The organism is Thermococcus sp. 21S9, assembly GCF_012027635.1.
Classification (GTDB): domain Archaea; phylum Methanobacteriota_B; class Thermococci; order Thermococcales; family Thermococcaceae; genus Thermococcus.
In genome coordinates this window covers 317,152-337,854 of the sequence record NZ_SNUS01000001.1, presented here as the reverse complement: position 1 = coordinate 337,854, position 20,703 = coordinate 317,152, and the positions used below count along the sequence as shown (strand labels likewise).

The 20,703-nt window shown below is 55.1% G+C and carries 28 protein-coding genes; 17 read left to right on the top strand and 11 right to left on the bottom strand.

What is annotated here, in order from left to right; genetic code table 11:
* Nucleotides 1–22: 22 nt before the first annotated feature.
* On the bottom strand, nucleotides 23–202 hold the full coding sequence (locus E3E28_RS01975) for an antitoxin family protein (RefSeq protein WP_167913837.1): 180 nt from the start codon (nucleotides 200–202) through the stop codon (nucleotides 23–25).
* A gap of 32 nt (nucleotides 203–234) precedes the next feature.
* The gene (locus E3E28_RS01970) at nucleotides 235–918 is read right to left on the bottom strand and encodes a TIGR00289 family protein (RefSeq protein ID WP_167915102.1); all 684 of its coding nucleotides are present in this window, start codon (nucleotides 916–918) and stop codon (nucleotides 235–237) included.
* 92 nt (nucleotides 919–1,010) lie between these two features.
* Here E3E28_RS01970 and E3E28_RS01965 point away from each other — a divergent pair, with 92 nt between their 5' ends.
* Genes E3E28_RS01965 through E3E28_RS01940 form a run of 6 tightly spaced genes read left to right on the top strand, consistent with a single transcriptional unit; the run spans nucleotide 1,011 to nucleotide 5,744 of the window.
* On the top strand, nucleotides 1,011–2,309 hold the full coding sequence (locus E3E28_RS01965; protein WP_167915101.1) for a bifunctional L-myo-inositol-1-phosphate cytidylyltransferase/CDP-L-myo-inositol myo-inositolphosphotransferase: 1,299 nt from the start codon (nucleotides 1,011–1,013) through the stop codon (nucleotides 2,307–2,309).
* A 43-nt stretch (nucleotides 2,310–2,352) separates the two neighbouring features.
* Nucleotides 2,353–3,501, top strand: a complete 1,149-nt coding sequence (locus E3E28_RS01960; RefSeq protein ID WP_167913836.1) for an inositol-3-phosphate synthase — start codon at nucleotides 2,353–2,355, stop codon at nucleotides 3,499–3,501.
* Nucleotides 3,502–3,547: 46 nt separating this feature from the next.
* Nucleotides 3,548–4,141 (top strand): DUF4443 domain-containing protein, encoded by a 594-nt coding sequence (locus E3E28_RS01955; protein ID WP_167915100.1) that lies wholly within the window; start codon nucleotides 3,548–3,550, stop codon nucleotides 4,139–4,141.
* A gap of 4 nt (nucleotides 4,142–4,145) precedes the next feature.
* Complete coding sequence (pyrF, locus tag E3E28_RS01950) at nucleotides 4,146–4,781, top strand: orotidine-5'-phosphate decarboxylase (protein WP_167913835.1); 636 nt, start codon at nucleotides 4,146–4,148, stop codon at nucleotides 4,779–4,781.
* Complete coding sequence (locus E3E28_RS01945; protein ID WP_042691685.1) at nucleotides 4,772–5,290, top strand: RNA-binding protein; 519 nt, start codon at nucleotides 4,772–4,774, stop codon at nucleotides 5,288–5,290. The genes pyrF and E3E28_RS01945 overlap by 10 nt, the downstream gene beginning before the upstream one ends.
* A gap of 1 nt (nucleotide 5,291) precedes the next feature.
* Nucleotides 5,292–5,744, top strand: coding sequence for an adenylyltransferase/cytidyltransferase family protein (locus tag E3E28_RS01940; RefSeq protein ID WP_167913834.1), 453 nt, complete (start codon nucleotides 5,292–5,294; stop codon nucleotides 5,742–5,744).
* Between the two features lie 57 nt (nucleotides 5,745–5,801).
* Here E3E28_RS01940 and E3E28_RS01935 read toward each other — a convergent pair whose 3' ends face one another.
* The 4 genes from E3E28_RS01935 to E3E28_RS01920 form a co-directional block, all read right to left on the bottom strand.
* Complete coding sequence (locus E3E28_RS01935; RefSeq protein ID WP_167913833.1) at nucleotides 5,802–6,128, bottom strand: CopG family transcriptional regulator; 327 nt, start codon at nucleotides 6,126–6,128, stop codon at nucleotides 5,802–5,804.
* A complete protein-coding gene (locus E3E28_RS01930; RefSeq protein WP_167913832.1) occupies nucleotides 6,115–6,885 on the bottom strand; it encodes a ParA family protein in 771 nt (256 codons plus the stop codon). The genes E3E28_RS01935 and E3E28_RS01930 overlap by 14 nt, the downstream gene beginning before the upstream one ends.
* Before the next feature lie 22 nt (nucleotides 6,886–6,907).
* Nucleotides 6,908–8,143, bottom strand: coding sequence for a cell division protein FtsZ (ftsZ, locus tag E3E28_RS01925; protein WP_167913831.1), 1,236 nt, complete (start codon nucleotides 8,141–8,143; stop codon nucleotides 6,908–6,910).
* A gap of 66 nt (nucleotides 8,144–8,209) precedes the next feature.
* Nucleotides 8,210–8,401: a ribbon-helix-helix domain-containing protein gene (locus E3E28_RS01920; protein WP_042691673.1), complete on the bottom strand. Its 192-nt coding sequence runs from the start codon at nucleotides 8,399–8,401 to the stop codon at nucleotides 8,210–8,212.
* Between the two features lie 159 nt (nucleotides 8,402–8,560).
* On the opposite strand from E3E28_RS01920, the gene cgi121 reads away from it, so the two are divergent.
* The 4 genes from cgi121 (at nucleotide 8,561) to E3E28_RS01900 (ending at nucleotide 11,712) form a co-directional block, all read left to right on the top strand.
* A complete protein-coding gene (cgi121, locus tag E3E28_RS01915; protein WP_167913830.1) occupies nucleotides 8,561–8,968 on the top strand; it encodes a KEOPS complex subunit Cgi121 in 408 nt (135 codons plus the stop codon).
* An 87-nt stretch (nucleotides 8,969–9,055) separates the two neighbouring features.
* Nucleotides 9,056–10,234 (top strand): pyridoxal phosphate-dependent aminotransferase, encoded by a 1,179-nt coding sequence (locus tag E3E28_RS01910; RefSeq protein WP_167913829.1) that lies wholly within the window; start codon nucleotides 9,056–9,058, stop codon nucleotides 10,232–10,234.
* Nucleotides 10,235–10,243: 9 nt separating this feature from the next.
* Nucleotides 10,244–10,507 carry a TMEM165/GDT1 family protein gene (locus E3E28_RS01905; RefSeq protein WP_167913828.1) on the top strand — a complete coding sequence of 88 codons (264 nt, stop codon included), beginning with the start codon at nucleotides 10,244–10,246 and terminating at the stop codon, nucleotides 10,505–10,507.
* Nucleotides 10,508–10,518: 11 nt separating this feature from the next.
* Nucleotides 10,519–11,712: an MFS transporter gene (locus E3E28_RS01900; protein WP_167913827.1), complete on the top strand. Its 1,194-nt coding sequence runs from the start codon at nucleotides 10,519–10,521 to the stop codon at nucleotides 11,710–11,712.
* On the opposite strand, the gene E3E28_RS01895 is transcribed toward E3E28_RS01900, so the two are convergent.
* A complete protein-coding gene (locus E3E28_RS01895) occupies nucleotides 11,709–12,809 on the bottom strand; it encodes a TRM11 family methyltransferase (protein ID WP_167913826.1) in 1,101 nt (366 codons plus the stop codon). The genes E3E28_RS01900 and E3E28_RS01895 overlap by 4 nt on opposite strands.
* 69 nt (nucleotides 12,810–12,878) lie before the next feature.
* Between E3E28_RS01895 and E3E28_RS01890 the strand changes: the two genes are divergently transcribed.
* Genes E3E28_RS01890 through E3E28_RS01880 form a run of 3 tightly spaced genes read left to right on the top strand, consistent with a single transcriptional unit; the run spans nucleotide 12,879 to nucleotide 14,843 of the window.
* Entirely contained in the window at nucleotides 12,879–14,180 is a 1,302-nt protein-coding gene (locus E3E28_RS01890) for a prenyltransferase (RefSeq protein ID WP_167913825.1), read from the top strand.
* Nucleotides 14,134–14,415, top strand: a complete 282-nt coding sequence (locus E3E28_RS01885; protein ID WP_167913824.1) for a hypothetical protein — start codon at nucleotides 14,134–14,136, stop codon at nucleotides 14,413–14,415. Before E3E28_RS01890 ends, E3E28_RS01885 begins: the two co-directional genes overlap by 47 nt.
* 5 nt (nucleotides 14,416–14,420) lie before the next feature.
* On the top strand, nucleotides 14,421–14,843 hold the full coding sequence (locus tag E3E28_RS01880) for a secondary thiamine-phosphate synthase enzyme YjbQ (protein ID WP_167913823.1): 423 nt from the start codon (nucleotides 14,421–14,423) through the stop codon (nucleotides 14,841–14,843).
* Here E3E28_RS01880 and E3E28_RS01875 read toward each other — a convergent pair whose 3' ends face one another.
* Entirely contained in the window at nucleotides 14,844–15,401 is a 558-nt protein-coding gene (locus E3E28_RS01875) for an Era-like GTP-binding protein (RefSeq protein ID WP_167913822.1), read from the bottom strand.
* Between the two features lie 49 nt (nucleotides 15,402–15,450).
* Here E3E28_RS01875 and E3E28_RS01870 point away from each other — a divergent pair, with 49 nt between their 5' ends.
* The gene (locus E3E28_RS01870) at nucleotides 15,451–15,759 is read left to right on the top strand and encodes a GTP-binding protein (protein ID WP_167913821.1); all 309 of its coding nucleotides are present in this window, start codon (nucleotides 15,451–15,453) and stop codon (nucleotides 15,757–15,759) included.
* Nucleotides 15,760–15,761: 2 nt separating this feature from the next.
* Nucleotides 15,762–16,319, top strand: coding sequence for an HD family hydrolase (locus tag E3E28_RS01865; protein ID WP_167913820.1), 558 nt, complete (start codon nucleotides 15,762–15,764; stop codon nucleotides 16,317–16,319).
* A gap of 25 nt (nucleotides 16,320–16,344) precedes the next feature.
* On the opposite strand, the gene E3E28_RS01860 is transcribed toward E3E28_RS01865, so the two are convergent.
* From E3E28_RS01860 to E3E28_RS01850, 3 genes are read right to left on the bottom strand one after another with little or no spacing between them, the layout of a single operon-like run.
* Nucleotides 16,345–17,001, bottom strand: coding sequence for a hypothetical protein (locus E3E28_RS01860; protein ID WP_167913819.1), 657 nt, complete (start codon nucleotides 16,999–17,001; stop codon nucleotides 16,345–16,347).
* A gap of 41 nt (nucleotides 17,002–17,042) precedes the next feature.
* The gene (locus tag E3E28_RS01855) at nucleotides 17,043–17,315 is read right to left on the bottom strand and encodes a hypothetical protein (RefSeq protein ID WP_167913818.1); all 273 of its coding nucleotides are present in this window, start codon (nucleotides 17,313–17,315) and stop codon (nucleotides 17,043–17,045) included.
* Nucleotides 17,316–17,360: 45 nt separating this feature from the next.
* A complete protein-coding gene (locus E3E28_RS01850) occupies nucleotides 17,361–18,725 on the bottom strand; it encodes an ATP-binding protein (RefSeq protein WP_167913817.1) in 1,365 nt (454 codons plus the stop codon).
* 138 nt (nucleotides 18,726–18,863) lie between these two features.
* Between E3E28_RS01850 and wtpA the strand changes: the two genes are divergently transcribed.
* Both wtpA and wtpB read left to right on the top strand, forming a co-directional pair.
* Entirely contained in the window at nucleotides 18,864–19,922 is a 1,059-nt protein-coding gene (gene wtpA, locus E3E28_RS01845; protein ID WP_167915099.1) for a tungstate ABC transporter substrate-binding protein WtpA, read from the top strand.
* A gap of 37 nt (nucleotides 19,923–19,959) precedes the next feature.
* The gene (wtpB, locus tag E3E28_RS01840) at nucleotides 19,960–20,703 is read left to right on the top strand and encodes a tungstate ABC transporter permease WtpB (RefSeq protein ID WP_167913816.1); all 744 of its coding nucleotides are present in this window, start codon (nucleotides 19,960–19,962) and stop codon (nucleotides 20,701–20,703) included.

Here is a 20,703-nt window from a genome sequence, read left to right as displayed (position 1 = left end):
AGAATAGACAGTGGCAAGTGGTTTACCTCACGAGAACTTCCCTTAGGTCTTCATCTACGTCCTCGAACTCCTTCTCAAGTTCCGAGATAACTTCGTAGAGCGACCTCTTGAGGACTATGCGAACTTTCTCGCCTTCCTTTAGGTCCACCTTCTTCAGGGGTCTCAGAACCCCGTGGTCGTAGACGGCTTCAATAACCTCCATGCTCCCACCGATAAAACTTCGCGGAAGGAAAATTAAAGGTTGTCCTTTCTCTCAAGGTGCGCCCTCTTGACCTCAAGCACTCCCGAATAGTTGCACTCGTTCCACCGTTTTTCTACCTCGTCGAAGACTATTCTGGCCTTGAAGAAGGGTGCATCCCTGACGAAGGTCTCGAACTCCCCGCCCTCTCCAGCCACGTGGATTTTGTACCTCTCGTGGAGCTTTACTAACTCCTCCAGGGCCTTTTCGTCAATCCTCCGCCCGAGCCAGCGCTCGTCCAACCCGTAGGCCGAAACTCCGACCATTACGATGTCGAAGATTCCAATCAGCTCGCGCATGTAGTCAACGGGGTCCCTGTGCCACGCCGGGGCGAAGCTCTCAATGCCGAGCTCCTTCGCGACCCTGTCAACCCTCTGCTTCTGGTACTCGCTTGCCAGAGCCCCGGCAACGACGCCGTCAATCTTCAGGCCCTCGAGGACGGCCTTCATGTCCTCAACTTCCTTCTCCTTCTCGCCACTCGTGAAGCCCTTGACGAGCGGAATCCCAATGGCTCTCGCCTGCAGTTCCGTGAGGTGAATGTTGGGCACGTGGTACATGTAGCTGTCATCGCGTTCGCTCACCATCGAGATGAGGTACTTTACCTCGAATCCCTGCTTGAGCGCCCAGTAGAGGGCGTAGTTCGAGTCCTTCCCGCCGGAATACAGCACTGCCACGCGCATTTCCACCACCGAAAGCTTTAAATTACCTGCGGTTAATTTAATCTCGGTTCTCTTGATGAGGCCTTATCAAGGGCCTTAAAAAGGTGATGCCGATGACTCCAAAAACTGCAGTGATTCTCGCGGCCGGCCTTGGGACGAGGATGGGCGGAAGGCCAAAGGGACTCGTTAGAGTCGCCGGAAGGGAGATTCTGTACCGAACGATGCACCTCCTCCAGAGGAACGGCGTTGAGAGGTTCGTAATCGTCACCAACGAGCGGTACGCGCCCCTTTACCGCGAGTTCGTTGAGAAGAACGAATTCAACGCCGAGCTCGTGATAAACCCCGAGCCCGAGAAGGGCAACGGTCACTCACTCCACCTCACCAAGGGCCACCTCTCCGGGCGGTTCGTCCTCGTCATGAGCGACCACGTCTACAGCGAGGCCTTCGTCGCTGAGGCTATAAAGGGAAACGGCCTCATAGCGGACCGAAGGCCGAAGTGGATTGACGTTGACGAGGCGACGAAGGTTAGGGTGAAGGACGGCAGGGTCGAGCGAATCGGAAAGGGCCTTAAAGACTGGGACGCGGTTGATACCGGCTTCTTCGTCCTCGATGAAGGGATTTTCAGGGTAACGGAAGGGCTTGAAAACGAGAAAAACGGTGACTACTCCCTCAGCGAGGTCGTCGGGCGGGCTAAGCTTCCCGTTACCTTCGTCGACGGCCTCGGCTGGACCGATGTGGACACGCCGGAGGAGCTCAAGAGGGCCCGAAAGATGCTCGTCTTCACGGCCGTCAAGGGGACCGGTGACGGGTTCATCAGCCGACACCTTAACAGAAAAATCTCGACGAGAATCAGCTATCTCCTCGTTGAGAATGTCACTCCAAACCAGATGACGGTCGTTACCTTCGCCCTTGGCGTGCTCTCGGCCTTCCTGACGCTCGTCAGCCTGCCCCTGGCTGGAATCCTGTACCAGGTGAGCTCAATCCTCGATGGGGTTGACGGCGAGCTCGCGAGGGCCCAGCTGAGGACGAGCAGGCTCGGTGGCTACGTGGATTCAATCCTCGACCGCTACGTTGACGGCTCTTTCCTCGCGCTCCTGGCTTACTCGGCTCTGAAAGAACCTCCCTGGTATCTGGTCGCGCTCCTGGCTCTGCTCGGTTCGGTCATGGTGAGTTACTCGACCGAGCGCTTTAAGGGGGCCTTCTGCAGGGACGCCTACCGGGAAGTCCCGGCACTCAGAAAGCTCCCCGGAAAGAGGGACGAGAGGGTCTTCCTGACGATGCTGTTCCTGCTCGTTCCTTCGGGCCTCGCCGTCAGGGCGCTCTTCGCGCTCCTCGCAGTCCTTACGAACCTTCGCGTCGGGGCGACGGTTTACCTTATATCCAGAAAGGTTTCGCGACCAAAAACTATTTAACCACTGTAAAATATTTGAGAACAACGAAAAGGAGGTGGGTGAAATGGTCAGGGTTGTTATACTCGGCCAGGGTTACGTTGCAAGCATATTCGCGAGCGGTCTTGAGAAGATAAAGGCAGGAAAGCTCGAGCCCTACGGCGTCCCGCTGGCGGACGAGCTCCCGATTAAGATTAAAGACATAGAAATCGTCGGTTCCTACGACGTTGACAAGGCTAAGGTCGGCAAGGACCTCCACGAGGTCGTCAAGGCCTACGACCCGGAGGCCCCGGAGAGCCTCAGGGGTATCACCATCAGGAAGGGTGTCCACCTCGGAAGCCTCAGGAACCTCCCGCTCGAGGCTACCGGTCTCGACGACGAGATGACCCTCAGCGAAGCGGTAGAGCACCTCGTCAACGAGTGGAAGGAGCTCAAGCCCGACGTTTTCGTCAACGTCTGCACCACCGAGGCCTTCGTCCCGTTCGAGAAGAAGGAGGAGCTTGAGAAGGCCATCGCGGAGGACAGGAAGGACAGGCTCACAGCCACCCAGGTCTACGCCTATGCAGTGGCGAAGTACGCGAAGGAGGTCGGCGGTGCGGCTTTCGTCAACGCGATTCCAACGCTTATAGCCAACGACCCGGCCTTCGTCGAACTCGCGAAGGAGAGCAACCTCGTCATCTTCGGCGACGACGGAGCCACCGGCGCCACCCCGCTGACGGCTGACGTCCTCGCGCACCTCGCCCAGAGGAACCGCTACGTCCTCGATATAGCTCAGTTCAACATCGGCGGAAACAACGACTTCCTTGCCCTGACCGACAAGGAGCGCAACAAGAGCAAGGAGTTCACCAAGAGCTCCATCGTCAAGGACCTCCTCGGCTACGATGCACCGCACTACATCAAGCCGACCGGCTTCCTCGAGCCCCTCGGCGACAAGAAGTTCATCGCCATGCACATCGAGTACGTCAGCTTCAACGGCGCCCACGACGAGCTCGTTATAACCGGAAGGATAAACGACAGCCCGGCCCTCGCTGGTCTGCTCGTCGACCTCGTCAGGCTCGGAAAGATTGCCGTCGAGAAGAAGGCCTTCGGAACTGTTTACGAGGTCAACGCATTCTATATGAAGAACCCGGGACCGAAGGAGATGCACAACATCCCGCGCATCATCGCCCACGAGAAGATGCGCATGTGGGCTGGACTCCAGCCCAAGTGGCTCTGACGGCAAGCTTTTAACTCCCTTTTCCTACTTTTCTCGGTGGGTGAGAATGAGCTGGAAGAGGGGAGCGTATCCTGAGTTCACGATTGAAGACGCGGTTGCGGTTCTGTTCCTGATGAAGAATCCTGTCGGGAGGAAGACGATTTCAGAGCTCCTTGACCTCGGCGAGGGAAGCGTTAGAACGCTTTTGAGAAAGCTCTCGAGGATGGAGCTCATAGAGTCCTCTCAGAGGGGCCACGTCCTCAGTGGGAAAGGCAGGGAGCTCGTTGAGAGGCTTTCCCGGGCCTTTTCTGAGGTTCACGCGGTAGGGAAGGTCGAGGGCTTCCCTGCCTACGCCCTAATCGTAAAGGACCCTCCCGAGTTCAAGAGCATCGAGCTTCGCGATGAGGCAATAAGGTTCTTCGCCAAGGGTGCGATGATTCTCGTCGTTAAAAACGGGGAGGTAGTTTTTCCGGAGGACGGCAGGCCCCTGAGGGAGACCATGCCTGAGCTGGCGGAGAAGCTCTCCGTTCTTGGACCTGATGATGGAGACATGGTCGTCGTTACCTGGGCCGAGAACCCTGCCGACGCCATGAAGAGCGCCTACCACGTGGCGGTTTTCCTCAAGGACGTGCCGGAAGAGATAAAGTCCCTCGTGAGGTGAGAGCTTGAGTAGGCTTATACTTGCCCTTGACGTCTACGAGCGTGAGAGAGCCCTTGAGATCGCCCGCGAAACGGCGGACTACCTCTGGGCGATTAAGGTGAACTGGCCCCTCATCATCGGTTCCGGGCTGGGCATAATCCCTGAACTCAAGGAGGAGACCGGCCTTCCGGTCATAGCCGACCTCAAGCTCGCGGACATTCCCAACACCAATCGGCTGATAGCGGAGAAGGTTTTCGAGGCAGGGGCGGATTACATCATAGCGCATGGCTTCGTCGGGAGCGACAGCGTTAAAGCGGTTATGGAGCTCGGAAAGACGATAATCGTCGTCGAGATGAGCCACCCCGGAGCAAAGGAGTTCATCCAGCCCGTGGCGGATAGGCTAATAGAGCTCGCCAACCGGCTCGAGCCCTTTGGGGTCATAGCCCCGGCCACGAGGCCCGAGCGTGTCAATTACATCCGCTCGAAGCTCAAGCCGAGAATCAAAATCCTGACCCCCGGAGTTGGCGCCCAGGGTGGAAATGCGGGCGAGGTTTTAAAGGCCGGTGCCGACTACATCATCGTGGGCCGTTCCATATACGCGAGCGATAACCCGAGGGAAAGCGCGAGACGGATTTACGAGGAGGTGAGAGCGTGGAGCTGAAGGTCAAGCACCCCCTCAGCAAGAAGGAGGTAAAGGCCATAATCCGCGAAATGGCCGAGATTTTCGGCGAAGAGATAGCCGAGAAGATGCTGAGTAAGAAGGACCGCGTTGAAGTAGCTGAGTTCGACAAGACCACCGAAATCCTTCTCGTCAACGGAAAGCCCTTCTTCATACGGAGAAAGGGCCTGATTTTCCCGCTCGTCATAGCGCTCTACGAGCTGTCCAACGAGGAGGACTTGAGGAAGTGGCCGAGGCGCGTTGTCGTTGACGAGGGGGCGGTTCCATACATCATCAACGGTGCAGATGTAATGGCCGCGGGCATAGTTGATGCCGATGAGAACATCAGGGAAGGCGACTTCGTATTCGTGGTTGAAGAGCAGTACGGAAGGCCACTCGCGATAGGCATAGCCCTCATGAGCGGTAAGGCGATGAAGGAGAAGCCCAAGGGGAAGGCAGTGAAGAACATTCACCACGCCAAGGATAAAATCTGGAACGTCACGGTGGGATGAGATGGGGGAATCTAAAGGCCGGAGAATCCGCGTTTTAGCCGGTGGAGTCTTTGACATCCTCCACGTCGGTCATATACACTTTTTGAAGCAGGCGAAAGAGCTGGGTGACGAGCTTATAGTCATAGTCGCACACGATGAAACCGTTAGGAGGAACAAGCGGAGGAATCCAATCAACCCGGCCGAGGACAGGGCGGAACTGCTGAGGGCGATAAAATATGTGGACGAGGTTTACATCGGCTCACCTGGCGGGATAGACTTCGAGCTCGTGAAGCGCATAAACCCAGACGTGATAGCCATCGGCCCGGACCAGAACTTCAACTGCGAGAAGCTCAAGGAGGAGCTGAGGAGGCACGGAATAGAGGCAGAGGTGATAAGGGTTCCCTACCTCTACAAGAGCGACCGGGCGAAGACGAGCAAGATAATAAGGAGAATAGTTGAAGAGTTCTGCGAATGATTTGACGGCTTATTTTATTCGCCCTGATTTGACCTCACCCGGGGTGGGGCCCTGAATTCAGGGTCTCAGTTTTGAGATGTAATCGCGAAGGAACTCGGGGTCCTCCCTCTTCACGGCGCTTAAAAGCTCCTCGAACTTCTTCTCCCCGAGGGCGAGGCGGAGGTAGTAGTAGAGGTTGACGGCATCTTCAACGATGGCGCTCTGCCTTCTCCCCTCCTCGGCGTAGAGCTGGATGAGCTTCATGTTCATGTCCCTGCTGATGTAGAGGGTCTTCTGCATCTTCTCCTTCTTCAGGTCGGGCTTTTTCTTGGGCTTCGGCTTCGTCGGCTTCGTGAGCTCGTCTATCGAGCCGTCAAAGAGCTTTGGAATTTTATCCCTCGGCAATCTCAACCACCTCTTTCGCGAGCTTTAGGAAGGCCTTCGCGGCGCGACTCTTGCCGTCGAACTCGAATATGCTCTTACCCTCGCTCTGGGCCTTCTCAAGGGCTATCGCCTTCGGAATCGTCGTTAGTATCGGCGCGTCCGGGTAGGTCTCCTTAAGCTCCTTGAGGCGGAGCTTCGGGACCTTCGTCTGCCTGGTGAACTTGTTGGGAACCAGTCCGAGCAGTTTTAGGTTCTCGTTAGTTTCTTCGCGAATCATCCTCATGAGGTTGAACATGAGTTGCATTCCTATGACGCCGAAGTAGCTGAGCTCGAGTGGGATGAGCACGTAGTCGGAAGCGGTGAGCGAGTTGACGAGGAAGATTCCCATGCTCGGCGGGTTGTCTATGAGGACGTAGTCGTAGTCCGGCAGAACCGGTAGCAGGGCCTTCTCAAGCCTCCTCTCGCGGTTGTAGGCGTTGATTATCTCGATTTCTTTGGCCGAGAGGTTCAGGTGGCTTGGGATAAGGTCGAGGTTTTCCCGGACGCTTATCAGGCTCTCCTCAATTTCGCTCTCCCTTGTCATGAGCGTTCCGACGTGCCTTTCAGCATAATCAAGGACTTTCATACCGATTAAACCGAAGGTCAGGTTGAACTGCGGGTCGACGTCAACGAGTAGGACTCTCTTGCCCATATCGGCCAGGGCGTAGCCGAGGTTCATCGTCAGGGTTGTCTTCCCAACTCCCCCCTTCTGATTGGCAACGCTGATTACCACTGCCATGGTTTTCACCCAGTAATAAAAGTCAGGAAAGGTCCTCAAAGTCATCAAGGACCCTGCTCACGTAGGACGGAAGTCCTTCCTTCGGTTCTTCCCTCCTGGCTATCGTCTTGTAGAGCTTGTCCTCGAAGGACTCGAAGGTCTTCTTGGGCTTTGCGGGCAGGAGGGACTCCTTCGGGGCGAGCTGAAGTGCGGTTTCGCCTCCTATGATGTGCGGGCTTTTGACGCCGGTCATTATCACCATGGCCCTGACCATCTTGCCCATGTCCTCGTCAATCCTTGCACCCCACTTGATTTCGCTCTTCTCACCGAGCTTCTCGTAGACGACGTTCATTGCCTCGTTAATCTCGCCGAGGCTGACGTCCGGGCCGACGGTGAAGTGGACGAGGGCCTTCTCACCGCTCCCGTACTCGACGTCGAGGAGCTTGTTCTGGAGGGCGTTCTTGACGGCATCGACGGCCCTGTTGCTCGAATCGCTCTCGCCTATTCCAATCAAAGCCGCTCCACCGTTCTTCATGACACTGTAAACGTCCGCGAAGTCGATGTTCACCATCGACGGGAGCTTAATAGTCTCGGTTATCCCCTTGACCATTCTGGCTATTATCTCGTCCGCGAAGCGGAATGCTGCATTTATTGGGAGTTTCGGAACGAGCTGGAGGAGCTTGTCGTTCTCGATTATTACAACGGTGTCCGAGTAGTAGAGGAGCGCCTTTATTCCCGCCTTGGCCTTCTCAATCCTCAGCTTACCCTCGTTCTTGAACGGGAAGGTTACAACGCTCACAACGAGGGGCTCTCTAAACCTACCGTTGTGCCTGGCGCGCTCCTTGATGACCCTCGCCACAACAGGTGCTGCACCGGTTCCGGTTCCGTTGCCCATTCCGGCGGTTATGAAGACGAGGTCAGCGTCGCCGATGGTCTCGGCAATCTCGTGGGCGCTCGCCTCGGCGGCGCGGTAGCCTATCTCTGGGTCTCCACCAGAGCCCTTACCCTGGGTTATCTCCTTACCGAGGAGGAGTTTTTTATGGGCCTTCGCGTGCTTCAGCGCCTGCGCGTCGGTGTTCATCGCTATCAACTCGGCACCCTGGACACCGAGCTCGTACAGGCGCGTTATGGTATTGTTACCGGAGCCACCAACACCAACAATGACAATCTTTATCAGGTCGTCGTCATCCTCCATGAGGTTCTCTTCCATCTTTGGCTTCTTTGGCTCGTCGTCGAGGTCTATCTTTATTCCCGCCTGCTCAAGCAGTTTAAACACCATCGCCCCAACCCCCAGCGTTGAGTGTGAGCTGATTTTATTCCTTATTTTAGGCCTTATTCAAGCGGCTTATTTTATGATGTAGTCGGGCGTTGAGCGATTCTCCGTCTCAAGGCGGTAAAGCTCCTTTTTCAGAAGCTCGCGTATGGCCTCGCGAATGATTTCACTTCTGTTTGGGTAAACACCCTTCTTAACAAGCTGGTCCATCGCGTTTATGAGGCCCTGCGGGAGCTGAACACTTATGATTCTCATCCTGCTCATTCCTGCACCACCACGTCCATTGAGCCGCTGGGATAGGTAGTGATTAATTAGTTAAATACTTTGTGCTTCTGTTTTAATATTTACATAATATCTTTCCCAAAAAATTTTTGAAAAACTCTTTTAAGGTGGAAGTCTTAACGAAAAGATGGTGATTCAGCGGTGATTAGCGTAACAAATGGAGTCTTCATAACGCGAGTCTCGGTTCGAAACGTTGAAGATGTTCTGCCTTACCTCGGGAAAAGCGTTCAGCTGGTCAACACGGACTGTTGGAAGGCCGTTGCCTTTGCCTCAATACTCGTCCTGAGGGCCTTTGAGCGGGGAACCAACCACGCGAAGACCCCTGGTGGGGAACTGCTACTCCGTCTTGCCGGAACGCTTCAGATTAAGGATGCAATTAGGCAGGTCGGTGCAAAGCCGGGAGAGAACTTCCTGGTGGTCTTCGGGAGTGAGGATGATGCGAGAAGGGTCCTTGATGAACTTGGGTTGGAAGAGCTTCCCATCGGTGAATGTCCCGAGGAGATTGCGAAAACTTTTTTTGAAAAATCCGCACTTGTCGAAGTTTTGTAGGAAAAATCACCTTTTTTCCAGCTTGGTTTAAGGATAAATTTATATATGGGCCCCTTCAGACCCCCGCAGTGCCCGGGGGGATGAGGAATGCGCTACAAGAAAAGAAAATACTTCCTGGCAGGAAGGATAAACATAATCCAGCGCTCGAAGATTAGGGAGCTCTTCGAGAAGGCCTCGAAGATGGAAAACGTTATCTCCCTTGGAATCGGCGAGCCCGATTTCGACACGCCCGAGGTGATTAAGGACGCCGCGAAGAGGGCCCTCGACGAGGGCTACACGCACTACACGCCCAACGCTGGCATTCCCGAGTTTAGGGAAGCCATAGCGGAATACTACAAGGACTTCTACAAGGTTGATGTTGATATTGACAACATCCTCGTCACCGCTGGCGCTTACGAGGCTACTTACCTGGCATTCCAGAGCATCCTCGAGCAGGGTGATGACGTTATTATCCCGGACCCGGCCTTCGTCTGTTACGTTGAAGACGCCAAGATAGCCGAGGCCGGAATCATCAGGATTCCCCTCCGCGAGGAGTACAAGTTCCGCCTCAACCCTGATGAGCTCGTCGAGGCGATAACGAAGAGGACGAGGATGATTGTCATCAACTACCCAAACAACCCGACCGGAGCCGTTATGAAGAAGTCCGTCGTCAAGGCCATAGCAGATATAGCCCAGGACTACAACATCTACATTCTCAGCGACGAGCCCTACGAGCACTTCCTCTACGAGGGGGCGAAGCACTACCCGATGATTAAGTACGCCCCTGACAACACGATTCTGGCCAACTCCTTCTCGAAGACCTTCGCCATGACCGGCTGGCGCCTTGGCTTCGCCATCGCTCCCAAGCAGGTCATCAGGGATATGATTAAGCTCCATGCCTACGTCGTCGGCAACGTTACGTCCTTCGTCCAGATTGCGGGCATAACTGCTCTCCGCGACAAGAGGAGCTGGGAAGCCGTTGAGAGGATGAGGCAGGTCTACGACGAGAGAAGGAAGCTCGTCCTCAAGTACCTCAACGACATGCCCCACATTCAGCCCTTCAAGCCCAAAGGAGCATTCTACGTCTGGGTCAAGATTGACCCCGAGCTTGACATGACGAGCGAGGACTTCGCGGACTGGCTCCTTGACAACGCGCGCGTCGTCGTCATTCCTGGAACGGCGTTCGGAAAGCAGGGGGAGGGCTGGGTCAGGATAAGCTATGCGACCGAGAAGGACAAGCTCATCGAGGCTATGGAGCGGATGAAGTCCGCGCTCTCCAAGCTGTGAGGTGGTTTGATGGAGAACATCCTCACCGTCTTCCTTGCAATCTTTTTGGCCGAGCTCGGGGACAAGACACAGCTGACCACTATAGCCTTCGCCTCGAAGTACGGCTGGAAAACGGCTTTTATCGGTGCAATCCTCGGGCTCGCGGCCGTTAATCTCATCGGTGCCCTACTGGGCGATGCCATCGGGGACGTTCTCCCGATGGACCTTATACAAAGGGGCGCCGGGGTCCTCTTCATCGTCTTCGGCGTCCTGATGTTGCTTGGAAAGCTTTAGGGGTGGTTGCCATGGACAAGAGGTGGTCAACGGTATTGATTAACACCGCTCTCCTTGCTTCAGGTTTTGGAACGATGCACATGCTCGAGAAGTTCAAGGGTGCTGTTTTGGCCCACTATGGAATCACGGAGGCAATGATGAGCTATCAGCAGACCGCTTACGTTGTCGGTCTCTTCGTTGCGTTCCTCCTCGGCGGAACAAGTCTGTTCAAGGGCTCTTTCAAGAGGAGCGTGGCTTTAATCGTCAGCTTCGCCGCGATTCCGCAGTTCCTGATTCCATTCATGCCCAACTGGTGGGGGGTCGTTGCGCTCCGCTTCTTCCAGGGCTTCATCGTCGCTCTCATAGCGGTCTTCAGCAACCAGATTGGAAGACTCTTCGTGGCCGAGAGGCCATTCGCCAAGGGTGTAATCCTCTCTGGAATCTTCTGGGGTGGAATCTACGGCATAAACCTGGCCAAGTGGGCTTCAAGCGCTTACTCGGGCTGGGAAGCTGTAAAGGTCGCGTTTATAGTTTCCGCAGTTGTAATGTATGTCATGCTTGCAATCTGGTGGCTCTTCATCGAGGACTTTGAGATTCCCAAGGAGAAGCGCTCGTCCAAGACCAACGTCTGGAAGATGCCCTTCACATGGGTCTTCGGTTTCACCTTCTTCCCGGCCCTGTGGATTATCTTCACCCTCGGTTCGTTTACGCTCCACAACGTTAAGTTCAGCGACGCCCAGGTGGCTAACCTCGTCATGACCCTTGAGGTCTCGATGGGCCTCTGGTCGATAATCATGGGTTACCTTGGCTACCGCCTCTCGGTTAAGAACACCAGCAACCGCGGTCTCTTCAAGGCCATCGTCAGCGTCATGACGCTCTCCTACGCCGTGACCTTCCTTGGAATCTTCATCGTCTGGAAGGCGATAAGCGCAAACGACTACACGCTGGCACTCCTTGGAATAGCGATAACCGGAATCGTCCAGGGAACGGGTCCGGCCTTCTGGACCACAGCCCCAGCCGCTTACCCCAAGGAAATCTACCCCGAGGCCAGCTTTGCTCTGGGACTCATCTCGAACTCAGCGAACGCGGTCGCTCCGAACGTCATGTTCGTCCTCGTGCACAGCGTCACGACGGGTATGATAATATACCTCGGCATGGCCCTGCTCGGAATAGTACTCCTGCTAGTCTCAAGCAGGATGAAGCTCCCCGTCGAGGAGCTCTCTTAACCTCTTTTTCTTATTACGTGAATGTCTCTGACGAGTCTGTGCCTCTCCTCGTAGTCAAGGTACCTCCCCAGAACCTCGAAGCCGAGTTTGGTTAACCATCTCCTCTCCTTCCGGTAGATGCTCCCGTCCCTCAGCCTGTAGGCGGGGAAGACGAAGACGACCCTCCCGTTCCTCTTGAGCACATCGCTAAAGCTCTCGAAGACCGAAAAGTAGAGCCTGTCCAGCTCGTTGGCGAGCTTTATCGCCTCGCCCCTGCCAGGGTTCCTCTTTAAGGGCTTCCCGAGGTAGGGCTCGGTAACTATCGCGTCAAAACGCTCGCGGAAACAGCGCTTCAGCTTCCTCGCGTCGCAGACCTCTATCCTCGCCGAGTTCTTGAGCCTGAACTCTCGCCTGAGCCACTCGATGTTCCGCCTCGCTTCCCTCACCCTTTCAGGGTCTCTGTCGCTCCCGTAAGCGGGCAACCCCTGGAGGACGAACTCCTGAAGGACCGTTCCGATGCCGCAGAAGGGGTCGAGGAAGAGGCCCTTCCTTACCTCCGTGAGGTTCACCATTATCCTTGCCAGCCTCGGCGGAATCGAGAGGATTGGCCTCTGAACGGGTCTCTCGACGTCGAGCTTCTTCAGCTCAAAGGGGTCGGTGATTTTAATCGTCTCGCCCACCAAAAAGCTCCCGTCGTCGCGAAAGAGAAAGACAAAGTCCTTGACATCGGGAAATCCCTTCAGAATCAGCTCGGCCGGCATGGAGTAGACTTTAGCGGGCTTGAAGAACTTGGCAGGGCCTTCCCTCTTGAACTCCCTCTTTATCGCGCTCCCCAGCTTTCTCCAGAGCCTCCAGTCGTTCTTTCCGTAGAGGCTGACAGTGAAGAGCCTGGCGTATTCGAGGTCCTTTATCGCTTCCTCTCCTTCTCCAACGATTCTCACAAGCTTGAGCGACCCTCCAAGCCAGCGGAAGTGCCTCTCTATTGAAGGTTTTGACTCGAAAACAATCCAGTTTTCTCCTTCCTCAATAGGTTTGACCTTTAGACCAAAACGTCTCGCGAACGAGAAGAACTCAGCCCTTCCCAGCTCTGGATTCTTGCCTAATATTACTCCATACATGGATTGCGCTTTGGGTAAGCTTTTAAAAAGCTTCCGAGTAAGTCAAACAAGCCTGAGCCGGTGGTTGCAATGCTCGTCGTCGAGGTGCTCGAATCAGCGGGGGAGATTCCGGACCCCTACGTCAAGGCCGTCACCTATGCAAGAATAGGCGAGGAGCTCGCGAGAAAGGGCCATCCCCTCTACAAGCGCGCCTTTCTCAGCGCCTTTGAGTCGCTGACTTCGATAGAGGACCCCTTCAAAATGCTCAAGGCCCTGCTCTCAATCGGTGTCTCCCTGGGCAGGGCGAGGATTAAGGCATATCGGAAGGTATTCGCAAGGGTCTTCTCGGAGTCCCGGGATTTAAGCCCTCCCCAGCGGGACGAACTCCTTAAAACGGCCTCCCTGGCACTCCTAAGCCTCGGTGATGTTGGGGAAGCGATAACCTTCGCCCTCGATATATCCAACGATAAGCTCAGGCAGTCAACGCTCGTTTCCCTCGTCAGGGGAATCTCGCGCTCCCTTGAGGTGAACCCGATTAAGACTGCCTACAGGCTCAGGAAGATACGGCTGGCCCTTGAGTACATCACCGACGAGCCCTATCGCTCGAAGGCACTCCTTGAGCTCTCAAAGGCGCTCGTTGCCCTTGGCAGTTACGAGGGGGCCTTTTCAGCCATCAGGGAGATGGGTTCCCGCGAGTGGGCCAGGCAGGCCTTCAAGGAGCTTGCCTTCAGGTTGAGCGAGCTCGGCGTCATAGAGCGGTACGTTGACTCCTTTACCGCCCTCACGGAGGAGCTATCCGAGAAGTTCGGTGAAAACTTCATAGCTGAGCTTTCAACGGCCCTCGCCCTCGCCGGCAGGGGAGAGCTTGCCGTTCACCTGCTCCGGAAGCTCGGCGATGAAAGCCTCTTTGAGCGCGTTGCCCTCGACCTCCTCGACAAGAACCCCTCTGCCATTGGGGATTTCCTGAGCGCCCTGAACGAGGGTGAATCCTCAAGGGTTGGCAAGGTCTTGATGAACCGCATCCTTGAGGAGCCGACGCCGGAAAAGAGGGAGATAGTGAACACGATAGCCCGCTTCGCCCGCTCCGAGGAGGTCTGGGCGAAGGTGGCGCGCTTTTACATCCTCACGGGCGACGTTGAGTCTGCGAGGAGGATAGGCCTCGCCCTCCAGAGTCCGAGGCTCCGCTCCGTTGTGATGGCCGACGTTGCCCACCACTACCTCAAGCGCGGTGACGTTGAGAGGGCGATAGACACGGCCCTTGAGGTCAGGGATAGGCGTTTTGCCTCACTCCTTATGTCAGAAATCCTCATAAAGGCCCTTCACGAAGAGCTAAAGGGGTTGGAGAATGGAAAGGCTCAGGTCGCTGGTGGGAAGGCGGGAAAACCGGCTTGACTTCCTCAGGGATTTGGTATCGCTCCTCCTTTCGAGGGAAGACCTCTACTCAAACGAGGCCCTCTTCAAAGACGCCATCGAGGAAGTTTATTCCCTTTTAAAATCGGAGGTTCGCGCCGGTAAATTCGAGCTCCTCAACGCCTACGAGACGGCGGTGGTTTTAAGGGCCGTTGCATTCAACGAGAACCTTGATGTTCAATCCCTGCTGAGGAAACTCCTCGCCGAGCTGGGGTGATTGTTATGCTGTACGAGATAAGTATCGAGACGAAGGAGCGCTGTCAGGTTGTTGACATAACCGAGGAAGTTCAGAGGCTCGTTTATCGCTCCAAGGTGAAGCACGGAGTAGCGGTTGTCTTCACCCACCACACGACGACGGGCCTCTTCATAAACGAGTACGAGCCGGGCTTAATCGAGGACATCAAGGCCAAGATGGCCGAGCTCGTGCCGAGGGAAGGTTCCTACGCCCACGACAGGATTGACAGGAACGCGCACGCGCACATAAAGGCGAGCATCTTCCTCAACCCCGAGGTTGTCGTTCCCATAGACCAGGCTGAGCTCCACCTCGGAACCTGGCAGAGGATTCTCTTCGTCGAGCTCGACGGGCCGAGGCACAGGAAGGTCTACGTTATGATATGCCCCTGCCCCGAGATGCCGGAGGAGTGATTAGACGTACATCGCCATGTGGGCAATCCTTTCAAGGAGCTCGTTGAAGCCCTCGTAGGTAACCAGCGATAACGCCAGTGGCTCCTGCTCCAGCCTCTTCTTTATGATTTCTCTCAACTCCTCCACTCGCTCCCTCGGAACGAGGTCAATCTTGTTGATGACAACGATTATCGGCTTGTCGTAGCGCATCTTGAGCATGTGGTGGAGCTTCTCCATTCCCCTGTGCAGGCCGACGGTTGCGTCGACCATGTGAATTATTATGTCCGCCGAGACTATCTCGTCTATGAGCTCTTTGAACTTCTCCTCGCTGAGAACCTTCCCGCGGAGCTCGAGCCTCGGGTCGAAGAGCCCTGCCGTGTCTATGAGCACGAACTCATCTGCTCCTCCGAAGGGGTTCTTCATGCCCTTGGGTATCTTCAGCTTTCCAAAGCGCTTCCTCACGAGCCCCTTCGTCGTTCCGGGTAAATCCTCCACCTCGCTCACCTTTCCGCCCACGAGTGCGTTCATGAGGGTTGATTTGCCGACGTTTTCGGCACCGATTATCGCAACCTTTATCATCTCTTCACCCCCTAATTCAACTCAGCGGTTGAATTTAAAGGTGATTGGCATGAGGCGCGTCAAGCTCGGTCATCACTATTACTACGTTGTCACGCCCGATGACCTTAACGGGAAGCTGAGAGGCAAAAACGTCGTCCTCGAAGGCGAGATAGAGGACAAGCCCGTCATCGAGTTCCTGCCGATGGAACTGCCGAGCTGGAGGACGACCTTTAAAATCCACGGGATAAGGGTTGACTTCGCGGGAAGTCCCTGCATAGGCAAGGGCGACACCGTTAAGGTCTACGGTCGCTTCCTCGGCGATGCAATCATCGCAACCGCCATCGAGACAGAGAGGGCCCTCTTCACGACGGAGGAGTGAGCATGCTCGACCTCCTAATCGAACTTGGCAACCTCAAGAGGCTCCCGAGGACGGGCTGGCTACTCAGGGGTGTTCCAAACCCGGAGAGCGTGGCCGAGCACAGCTATCGCGTGGCACTAATAACGCTTTTCCTCGCGGACGAGCTGAAGGCAAAAGGGGTCGAAATCGACGTCGAGAAAGCCCTGAAGATAGCGCTCCTCCACGACGTCGGAGAGGCGAGGATAACTGACATACCGAAGACGGCCCAGTACTACCTCGACAAGGGCAAGGCCGAGAAGAAAGCTGTCATGGAGCTTCTGCTTTCATCGCCAAAGCCGAAGGAGTACTTCAGGCTCTGGCGCGAGTATGAAGAGGAGACGAGCACAGAAGGGAGACTCGTGAAGTTCGCCGACAGGCTGGAGATGCTGATTCAAGCTTATGAGTACGAGAAGGCCGGCTTCAGGAACCTCGACGAGTTCTGGGGAACCCTCGAAAAGCTCCGCGAGAGCGAGTTCTACTCCCATTTCCGGGAGCTCGTTGAGGGACTCGTTGAGATGCGGGAGAAGTTGTATCGTGGTTAGTCTAATCGCGGTGCAACAATTGGACCTACGAGAGCTCCCGCAGGAACTCCTCGGCCCTTTCGAAGTCCCTCCTCTCGAGGAGCCTCTGGAAGCCGAGGTAGAGACCGAGGAGCTCAAGGTTTTTCTTCCCCATAAGCTCTTCAACCCTGGCGTCGAGCTCTCTGAGGGCCCTTCCGACGGCCTTCTCGGAGTAGTCCGCGAACTTAAGGCCATTCAAAATCCCGAGGAGCTTATGGGTCTCTAGGGTGAGGTCCGCGGTATTCACTCCTCTAAACCTCGGCCTCTCCTCTACCCTCTTCCCGCTTATCTCCGCCAGGAATTGCCTGAACTCCTCAAGTTCTGGCTCTACATCAATGCCTGCATTCCGGAGAACAACAAAGGGGTCGTCTGTGTTCATGTGTATTGCCCTTCCGAGTACTTCGAGGTTTTCTTCGTTCACTTCTGGGAGTAGTTTATCTATGATTTTGAACGTCTTCTCGAATGCCTTTTCCATAACCTTCGCAGTTTTCTCCGGATCTGTGGTTAGATTGTCATAGTGAGCTTGCTTCGCAATTGCTTTTGCAAGTCTCTTGTAGTTTTCCTTTATGTACGCATAATCTCTTTTGTTGTAATATAACGCGTTCATTACCTCTTCTACGGTTTTGGCCGATTGAACGTTGTGCACGCCGGTATGGTATGCCATTGCGAGCGCGAGGAGTGTGTGGATAAGTGGGTAGTGCACGGCTATGATTTTTTCCTCTGGCGTTGCTTCATACGCGTATCTTTTTTGTATCCCGCCTTTTGTGTTGCATCTGGCTTCCCTATTGCTTTGTTGTGTGCGAGTATATTCCTCACAATTTCTTCATCACCCTCTGGCGTTGCCCTCGCAAGAATTCTGTACAAACCTTTCCCATGTTGGTGAACCACGACAAACACTTTATCTCTCAGGCTCTCCGGCACCGTTGATTCCTCTTCTCTTTTGAGGCTCTGTTTCACTTCCTTCTTCCTGAAGAGCATCACACCACCTAATGAACTACGGCATCGGAAAGAAAAGGCTTTCCCTCAGAGGAAGTCCTCCAAGTCCCAGACGAGATAGTCTTCCTCCCTCAGCTCCTCCTTTCCCTCAACGTCCCTCGCGATGAGGCCGTAAAGCTCCTCCCAACTTTCGAATCCCGCGACCTTGGCTTTTCTCTCAAGGTCCTTCAGGATTCCCCTCGCTTCCCGTTCACTCAAATCTTTCCATTTAACCTCGACAAACAGGGCCTTCCTCTCCCGCTCGTTCAAGGCAACCAAATCGATTTCCTCGCCCCTGTGCCACCACCTTCCGATTTTCGTAAACTTAAACGGCAACTGTCCAATCCTGTTCAGCTCGATTAAAAACTGCTTGGCAATATCCTCAAACGCAAAGCCGAGGTAGCGGTTGAAGTCCCGCTTGAAATCTTCAAGGGCCCCGTCAGGAAAACCGCTCTCGATTTCCTCGAAGTACGGTGCGACAAACCTGAACCAGAAGGCGAAGTAGAGGTCTTTAAAACGGTAAATCCCCCTCTTCGCCTTCCTCCCGACGGGCAGTTCCCTCTTTAGAATCCCGAGGTCTTCGAGAATCCGCAGGTAGCGCGCCGTGTTCTTAGGCTCGATGAACGAATACCCGGCGATTTCATTGACGCGCGTCTTCCCTCTCGCAACGGCCTCGAGTATCGTGTAGTACGTCTCCGGTTCTCGAAATTCCTCCTCAAGCAGTTCCTTCGCCTCGCGGAATAGGAAGGCGTTCGGGTCAAAGAAGTTCCGCGTTATCTCTTCCTCGACGTTCCTTCCGCTGAAGAGCTCAAGGTACCTCGGAACACCAGAGGTCACCGCGTAAAGCTCTACCGCGTCCTCTGGAGCCAGGTCCGAAAACCATTCGAAGAGGTGCCTGAAACGAAGGGGCTGAAGGTTGAGCGTCGCGTCGCTCCTGCCGTAGAGCGGACTTGAGTAGTCGAAGAAGCTTCTCTTCAGCAGTCCGACTGAGGAAGCCGAGAGGATTAGCATGACGTCGCTTTCAGGAAGAACTTCATCAACGATGCTCTGAAACTCCGCCTCAACCTCTGAGTAGCGGAGTAAGTAGGAGAACTCGTCGAGGAATACTATGAGTCTGCCATCAGCTTGGGACGCGATGAAGCGGAATGCGTCTGTGAACGTTGCGAAGTTTGGGACTGGGATGTTAAAGTGCTCCCCGATGGCCCGATTGAGCTTTGCGAGGTTGTACTCCCACACCCTCTTCTCAAACTGAACCGCTATAGCCTCCTTGTCCTTCAGGAACTCGCGAACGAGGCGACTTTTCCCGATTCTTCTCCTCCCCGTGACGAGAACGAGCGTGAAGCCCGTTTTCTCGTAAAGTTCGTTGAGCGTTTTGAGTTCCCGCTCCCTGTCTACAAATTTTCGAATCTTCATAATATAATTACAGGTCGAAACTTGATAAAAAGGTTTTGTTGGGGCGTTAATTCACGAAAACACTTTCATTTACGTTAACGCATCTGTTTGCTCAAAATGTTTAAATACCCGTTTCTGTCCCTTATACCGGTGGTCTCTATGAGGAAGGCGATTTTCCCGTTGATAGGGCTCCTTATACTCTCGGTTCTCGCGGCGGGGTGTATATCATCGTCAAGTAGCTCCGGCTCCGCCTCAACTGGGACTTCAAAGCCCCTCAAGGAGGAGACCCTGATAATCTTCCACGCCGGTTCGCTGAGCGTCCCGCTCCAGCAACTGGAGTCCGAGTTCGCCAAGTACGCCGAGGAAAACCTCGGGGTTAAGGTGAAGTTCCAGGACGAGGCTAGCGGTAGCGTTATGGCCGTCAGGAAGGTCACCGATTTGGGCAAGCAGGCCGACATAGTCGCGACGGCGGATTACACGCTTATCCCGCAGATGCTCGTCCCCAACTACACGGACTTCTACGTCCTCTTCGCGACCAACCAGATAGTCATAGCCTTCACCAACAAGAGCAAGTACGCGAACGAGATTAACTCGACGAACTGGTACGAGATTCTGGCGAAACCCGGCGTCCGCTTCGGCTTCAGCAATCCAAACGACGATCCCTGTGGCTACCGCTCTGTCATGGTCATGAAGCTGGCCGACCTCTACTACGGCAAGCCAATCTTCGAGACCCTCGTCGAGAAGAACACCAACATCTACGCCAATGGAACGCACATCTACGCTCCCAAGGAGATTCAGCTCAAGACCGACAAGGTCGTCATAAGGCCGAAGGAGACTGACCTGGTCGGCCTCGTCGAGAGTGGGGCGATTGACTACTTCTTCATCTACAAGAGCGTCGCCGAGCAACACGGCCTCCGCTACATCACGTTGCCGGACAAGATTAACTTGGCCGACTTCAAGCTCGCGGACTACTACGGCCAGGTCGAGATAACCCTCGGCTCCACCGGCAAGACCATCAAGGCCAAGCCCATCGTCTACGGCGTCACCGTGCTGAAGAACGCCCCCCACAGGGAGCTCGCCCTCGAGTTCCTCAAGTTCTGGCTCGGCCAGCAGGGCAGGGAGGTCTTCAAGAAGAACTACCAGGACTTCCTCAACCCGCCGATAGCGTTCGGCAACGTTCCAGACCAAATCAAGGACGAGGTGAAGGTCGAGGGGTGAGCTTTTTATTCCCCTCTCCCAATTCAGGGGGAGAGCGATGAGGCGCGACTACACCCTCTACTTTTTCACGGCACTGGGGAGCTTCCTAATCGTCTACATACTCCTGCCCCTGGCCATGATTTACCTCAAGCAGGTCCAGGATTTTCAGGCCTTCGTCAGGACCCTTCACGACCCGATAGTCGTTTCCGCCCTCAAGCGCTCCCTCTTAACCGCCACGGCGACCGCCTTGATAGCGCTCCTCTTCGGCGTCCCCCTCGGCTACGTTCTGGCCAGAAAGGACTTTCCCGGGAAGAGCTTCGTTCAGGCGGTTGTCGATGTCCCGATAGTGATTCCCCACTCCGTCGTGGGTATAATGCTCCTAGTCACTTACTCCACTTACATCCTCGACAACTACAAGGGCATAATCGGGGCCATGCTCTTCGTCTCGGCCTCCTTCACGATAAACTCCGCCAGGGACGGCTTCTTGGCCGTTGACGAGAAGCTTGAGGCGGTTGCGAGAACCCTTGGAGCTTCCCGATTGAGGGCCTTCTTCTCGATTTCCCTTCCGATGGCCTTCCCGAGCATAGCGAGCGGGGCCATAATGACGTGGGCTCGCGCCATAAGCGAGGTCGGTTCAATCCTGATAGTTGCCTACTACCCGATGACTGCCCAGGTTCTAATCCTCGAGTACTTCAACAACTACGGTCTGAGGGCTTCCCGGCCGATAGCGGTCCTCATGGTCACGATAAGCCTCGGCATCTTCGTCCTCCTCAGGTGGCTGATAGGGAGGAAGGCAAGATAA

What these genes read in the sequence shown, in the direction of transcription:
- E3E28_RS01940 (WP_167913834.1), top strand. Translation starts at nt 5,292, where the DNA reads ATGGGGGAATCTAAAGGCCGGAGAATCCGCGTTTTAGCCGGTGGAGTC.
- ftsZ (WP_167913831.1), bottom strand. Translation starts at nt 8,143, where the DNA reads ATGGTGTTTAAACTGCTTGAGCAGGCGGGAATAAAGATAGACCTCGAC.
- E3E28_RS01965 (WP_167915101.1), top strand. Translation starts at nt 1,011, where the DNA reads ATGACTCCAAAAACTGCAGTGATTCTCGCGGCCGGCCTTGGGACGAGG.
- E3E28_RS01930 (WP_167913832.1), bottom strand. Translation starts at nt 6,885, where the DNA reads ATGGCAGTGGTAATCAGCGTTGCCAATCAGAAGGGGGGAGTTGGGAAG.
- E3E28_RS01920 (WP_042691673.1), bottom strand. Translation starts at nt 8,401, where the DNA reads ATGAGCAGGATGAGAATCATAAGTGTTCAGCTCCCGCAGGGCCTCATA.
- E3E28_RS01905 (WP_167913828.1), top strand. Translation starts at nt 10,244, where the DNA reads ATGGAGAACATCCTCACCGTCTTCCTTGCAATCTTTTTGGCCGAGCTC.
- E3E28_RS01880 (WP_167913823.1), top strand. Translation starts at nt 14,421, where the DNA reads ATGCTGTACGAGATAAGTATCGAGACGAAGGAGCGCTGTCAGGTTGTT.
- E3E28_RS01865 (WP_167913820.1), top strand. Translation starts at nt 15,762, where the DNA reads ATGCTCGACCTCCTAATCGAACTTGGCAACCTCAAGAGGCTCCCGAGG.
- E3E28_RS01895 (WP_167913826.1), bottom strand. Translation starts at nt 12,809, where the DNA reads ATGTATGGAGTAATATTAGGCAAGAATCCAGAGCTGGGAAGGGCTGAG.
- E3E28_RS01955 (WP_167915100.1), top strand. Translation starts at nt 3,548, where the DNA reads ATGAGCTGGAAGAGGGGAGCGTATCCTGAGTTCACGATTGAAGACGCG.
- E3E28_RS01910 (WP_167913829.1), top strand. Translation starts at nt 9,056, where the DNA reads ATGCGCTACAAGAAAAGAAAATACTTCCTGGCAGGAAGGATAAACATA.
- E3E28_RS01855 (WP_167913818.1), bottom strand. Translation starts at nt 17,315, where the DNA reads ATGCTCTTCAGGAAGAAGGAAGTGAAACAGAGCCTCAAAAGAGAAGAG.
- E3E28_RS01975 (WP_167913837.1), bottom strand. Translation starts at nt 202, where the DNA reads ATGGAGGTTATTGAAGCCGTCTACGACCACGGGGTTCTGAGACCCCTG.
- E3E28_RS01960 (WP_167913836.1), top strand. Translation starts at nt 2,353, where the DNA reads ATGGTCAGGGTTGTTATACTCGGCCAGGGTTACGTTGCAAGCATATTC.
- E3E28_RS01900 (WP_167913827.1), top strand. Translation starts at nt 10,519, where the DNA reads ATGGACAAGAGGTGGTCAACGGTATTGATTAACACCGCTCTCCTTGCT.
- wtpA (WP_167915099.1), top strand. Translation starts at nt 18,864, where the DNA reads ATGAGGAAGGCGATTTTCCCGTTGATAGGGCTCCTTATACTCTCGGTT.
- E3E28_RS01890 (WP_167913825.1), top strand. Translation starts at nt 12,879, where the DNA reads ATGCTCGTCGTCGAGGTGCTCGAATCAGCGGGGGAGATTCCGGACCCC.
- E3E28_RS01860 (WP_167913819.1), bottom strand. Translation starts at nt 17,001, where the DNA reads ATGGCATACCATACCGGCGTGCACAACGTTCAATCGGCCAAAACCGTA.
- E3E28_RS01970 (WP_167915102.1), bottom strand. Translation starts at nt 918, where the DNA reads ATGCGCGTGGCAGTGCTGTATTCCGGCGGGAAGGACTCGAACTACGCC.
- E3E28_RS01850 (WP_167913817.1), bottom strand. Translation starts at nt 18,725, where the DNA reads ATGAAGATTCGAAAATTTGTAGACAGGGAGCGGGAACTCAAAACGCTC.
- E3E28_RS01870 (WP_167913821.1), top strand. Translation starts at nt 15,451, where the DNA reads ATGAGGCGCGTCAAGCTCGGTCATCACTATTACTACGTTGTCACGCCC.
- E3E28_RS01885 (WP_167913824.1), top strand. Translation starts at nt 14,134, where the DNA reads ATGGAAAGGCTCAGGTCGCTGGTGGGAAGGCGGGAAAACCGGCTTGAC.
- E3E28_RS01875 (WP_167913822.1), bottom strand. Translation starts at nt 15,401, where the DNA reads ATGATAAAGGTTGCGATAATCGGTGCCGAAAACGTCGGCAAATCAACC.
- wtpB (WP_167913816.1), top strand. Translation starts at nt 19,960, where the DNA reads ATGAGGCGCGACTACACCCTCTACTTTTTCACGGCACTGGGGAGCTTC.